Genomic DNA, 4,085 nt, shown 5'->3' on the forward strand with positions numbered 1-4,085 from the left:
GCGTGTCCCCTTGGGACTCAGCATCTGTACGAGATTCTAGCTGCGGCAACGCGAACGTTCCTCAGCATGACAACACAGGATCATTTATTTTGTGGCTTACTCTTATCTAACTTGAACTACTTAAAAAATCAGTGCATAAAGTAAATAATGATAAAATATAAGGGAAAATGAGTATGTATTAATACTACTAAAATCGATATTACAGTATTTTTTACACCGATAAATATAGATTGTGTAAAAATTACTGAGGAAATTTGTAGTTATGCTAAAGTTAGGGACTTCCAGAAAATAAAGTATTCTAACGGCAGCAACGCTCTAACTGTGAGGCGGGGCAAAAAAGTGCGATGCGGAAGCCTTCACTTCTATAAATAACAGCAATACTACTGCTGTTAGAAATTAATCCAATCTAATCCTATTTCCCGAACGAGTAACTAAGGGACTTCCAGAAAATAAAATCTTCAAATCGTATACTTAACAACACTACCACGCACAGGGTAGGGAGACCCTACCCCTACAATATTGGAGAATTTATTTCTTGGTGTTCCCTAATACTTCAACTCCAACTGTAGAGAATCTAAATCCTCATAATTTGCGAGTAGGCGAAAAAGTGGCAAGTAATAAGCCGGATAGCCCTGCATGTAATTGGTGCCGCAGAATTACGAGAATACTCATATTTTATTTTATTCGATCGCTCGCGGTTAACAAAAATATCCAGCCAATAGATTATTTTTGAAAGGCAACGCTGTAGAGGAAAAATGAAATTAGCTCTCCAGACACTCATGAAAGCAGTCAAGCGCTTCGACAAACACTTAGAGAGCAAAGGTGTAACAATTGAGCAAGAGTTACAAAGGCTCCGAGAAAATGGTCAAATTCTAGGTACAACCACAACTGAACCGCGATCGCACCAAACAACTTCAATTAATTCTCGGTAAACTAAATTGCGGTCATGGGGTGTCATGCCGAACCAAAAATCGGGGTGCTGCATGTACTGCAATAATTTAACCTTTTCTTCGGATTCAACGGCTCCCAGCTTCTCACTTTCTTCAAGCAGGAATAGTTGAGTCCGTTTCTTCTCAATCGCATCATATAAGTCTGAATCGTTTAATCGCTCCAACATTTGGATCGAATCTTTGAGTTCTTGAATTTTGGGGTTATTTGGTTTCTCGGTAGGAACTAGATTTGCGATGTTCTGCGATCGCGCGACAAGTGCGTTTTGTAGCTGCTTTTCGGCTATGTCTAAGGTCAGCCCATAGGTTTTTGCATAAATCGGGTTGCAGAGTCCGTTTCGGCTTCTGGCATTCCGACAAGCGAGAAATCGTCCCCACTCCCCTGATTTATTTTTGTAATTTAACCTCTGTGACATTACTCCACCGCAATTTCGGCATCGGGCGACACTGCTGAGAGGATTTATCAATTTGTCACAGCTAACGCCTTTTTTACGAGTTTTGTTATCCTCAAAAATCGATTTAATAATCAGCCATTCATCATCGCCGATTAGTGGTTGATGTATGCTATCAATGACTATTTGTGGTGTTTTGTGACCAAACGAGAGATATTGCAGTTTCCCCCGTAACTGAGCGTTAAGCAGCCAACTTCTTACCCCTGTAGTGCTAGAAGGGGCTTTAAGATGAATCTTCCCCCCGTAACTAGGTGGATGCAGATAAAATTGCTGCTTAAAATCGTCACGAGCTTTGCCTAAAGATTTACATTCCAAGAATAGTGAGACTAACTTCCTGGCAACCTGGAAATAAGTTAGGTCACTTTTTGGGTATAGAGATTGATTGGGTGCGATCGCACCATCAATTTTGATATATCCAAAAATCGGTTTATATGGTTCCTCACGCTCTCGGTGTTTTGCGTGCCCAGCGAGAGAATGACTTCTCAACCTGTCTCGAACCTGAGCGGCTAAAGCAGCTTTTACCCGTCCCGTAAACAATCCGTCGGGAGAGGTCAAGTTCAATTCCCCATCCTCAAGGAACTTGATTTGCACCTCATGTTTCGCAAACAGTTCCCTCGCTTGCTCCCATTGCAATGGACTGCGGGTTAATCGGTCAAAATTGGGGATAATAACCTGGCTGACACGATCGGCTCTTACCAAATCGAGGATAGTGCCAAAACCTTCGCGAGTATCGCTGACCCCTGTTTCAATGTCAAAATAGATTAAACTCTCCGGTATTCCATACTTCACTAAAGCATCAATGTATCTTTCGAGTGCATGACCATCTGTAAATTGCTGCTTGCTGCTGACCCGACAATATCCGACAATTAACCTGCTCATGACTAACACCAATCATCAACAAGCTCAATATTATCACGGCATCTAAACAGCCAATCTAAAATCATGATGGTTCCGTGGTTTGTCAGGAAGGCATTGTAAAGGTTTGGGTCGAGAAAGTCGGAATCTGGTGTGAGAAGCTCTGTTCGTAATGCTACCGCCATTAATCCACCGATGAGGTAGAAGGCAAATGAAGTGACAAGATATTGAATCCCAATTACCTTATGGTCAATGTTGAAGGTAAAGTAGTGATACCATTTCCAAACTTGGGGATGGGTGGTATAAGTAGCCACATGTCCAGGTTTGTGATTCGGTGGAGTATTATGGGGAAGTTGTAATGTCATTTTGTTCAATCTACTCCCATTGCTGCAACGTAGGGTGCGAGAAACTCAGATTTTGAGAGTTCACGGGGTTGAAATGCTACAACTTGCCCTTGGTTTTCTGCTTGGGCAATGCGATTACTTTCTAACCAGTTATCAAAGTCTTCCGGGGTATGGACAATTACTTGCGATCGCATGGAACCATGATATCCTCCGCAAAGTTCTGCACAAACTATTGGATAAGTTCCTGGTTTAGTCGCAACGAATCTTAGTTGTGTTGGTTGTCCAGGAATTGCGTCTTGTTTGAGTCGGAATTGCGGTACCCATAAGGAGTGAATTACGTCGGTTGCTGTCAGATTTAGCTGGACATCAGCACCAATTGGTACGTGAAGTTCACCTGATGTAATTTCGCTGTCGGGATAGTTAAATATCCATGCAAATTGCATTGCCGTGACATTTACCAGTAATTCGGGTTCTTTTCCTTCTACTTGGGGATTCGCACCAATACCGATATTTGGTTGAGATGCGGCGATTTTGCTCTTGACAGGTACTTTTACAGGTACTTGAATGGGTGCTTCAATTGGTGTCTCGTCGATAAATTCATCAGGTGTTTCCGGTGTTTCTACTGATGCTTCATTGGATGCTTCGTTAAATATTTCGACTGGTTCGACTAATTCTTCAACTGGTACTAGTGTAGGTGTTTCAACTCCATTTTCGGGGAGTATTTCACCAGGTACTTCTACTGTTTCATCAACAAAATCATTCTCTAGAACACCATTATCTACAACATCACTAGTCTTATCTAATGTTGCAGCAAGAGCAGTTCCCGGTGTTGTCTGATTGTGACTAACCATCGTGTGATGACTACCCACACCTAAACCACCCATCTGAGTATAAATGTCAACGCTATATATTCCTAAACCAATAACGATGATGGAAGGAATCGCTGTCCAAAATATTTCTAATGGGAAGTTACCTTCTATTGGACTACCATCACGTTCATCACCTGGACGTTGACGATAGTGGAACATAAAAATTGCGATCGCGCCTTGAACTATTAAGAATAAGGCAGTACCGATAGTAACCATTACTTGGAAAAAGTTATCTACCAACGGAGCTTGTGCGGATGCTTGTTCTGGAAGCAGAACGGATGAATGTTGACCAACCCACATGCTGATTAGGGCAATAAGTACCCCCGCAACTAGGGTTAATAGTGAAACAGGGATTTGTTGCATATTAACAAAGCTCTGTAAATAATTGTTTGAAATGCTATTGTCTGGAATTAAATTTGCTGTTGCTACTAGATATTTTTATTTTTATAGCAACAAGTAAATACTTGTATTAAATACACCTTGACGACAGTTCTCTTGATTCTCTCTACAGATATCTGATTAGTTAAAGCACCATAGGAGTCTTAGAGGTTGTTTGAAAAGTCTCCTTCTATGTCATGCTGTAGCTTGCTACTTACAGAAGCCGCTTGCGCGTCTACC

General features: G+C 41.5%; 2 protein-coding genes and 1 pseudogene. All 3 read right to left on the minus strand.

The window, feature by feature from the left end; translation table 11 throughout:
• Positions 1-865: 865 nt before the first annotated feature.
• The 3 genes and pseudogenes from xisF to CK510_RS27250 all read right to left on the minus strand — a co-directional run bounded on the left by xisF (position 866) and on the right by CK510_RS27250 (position 3,830).
• On the minus strand, positions 866-2,278 hold the full coding sequence (xisF, locus tag CK510_RS27240; RefSeq protein ID WP_095724638.1) for a fdxN element excision recombinase XisF: 1,413 nt from the start codon (positions 2,276-2,278) through the stop codon (positions 866-868).
• Between the two features lie 47 nt (positions 2,279-2,325).
• A pseudogene (locus CK510_RS27245) lies at positions 2,326-2,619 on the minus strand (cbb3-type cytochrome c oxidase subunit I); the annotation flags it as partial.
• 5 nt (positions 2,620-2,624) lie between these two features.
• Positions 2,625-3,830 (minus strand): cytochrome c oxidase subunit II, encoded by a 1,206-nt coding sequence (locus CK510_RS27250; protein ID WP_095724640.1) that lies wholly within the window; start codon positions 3,828-3,830, stop codon positions 2,625-2,627.
• Positions 3,831-4,085: the final 255 nt, after the last annotated feature.

Source organism: Brunnivagina elsteri CCALA 953, assembly GCF_002289455.1.
In the GTDB taxonomy this organism is placed as follows: Bacteria; Cyanobacteriota; Cyanobacteriia; order Cyanobacteriales; family Nostocaceae; genus Brunnivagina; species Brunnivagina elsteri.

What these genes read in the sequence shown, in the direction of transcription:
- xisF (WP_095724638.1), bottom strand. Translation starts at nt 2,278, where the DNA reads ATGAGCAGGTTAATTGTCGGATATTGTCGGGTCAGCAGCAAGCAGCAA.
- CK510_RS27250 (WP_095724640.1), bottom strand. Translation starts at nt 3,830, where the DNA reads ATGCAACAAATCCCTGTTTCACTATTAACCCTAGTTGCGGGGGTACTT.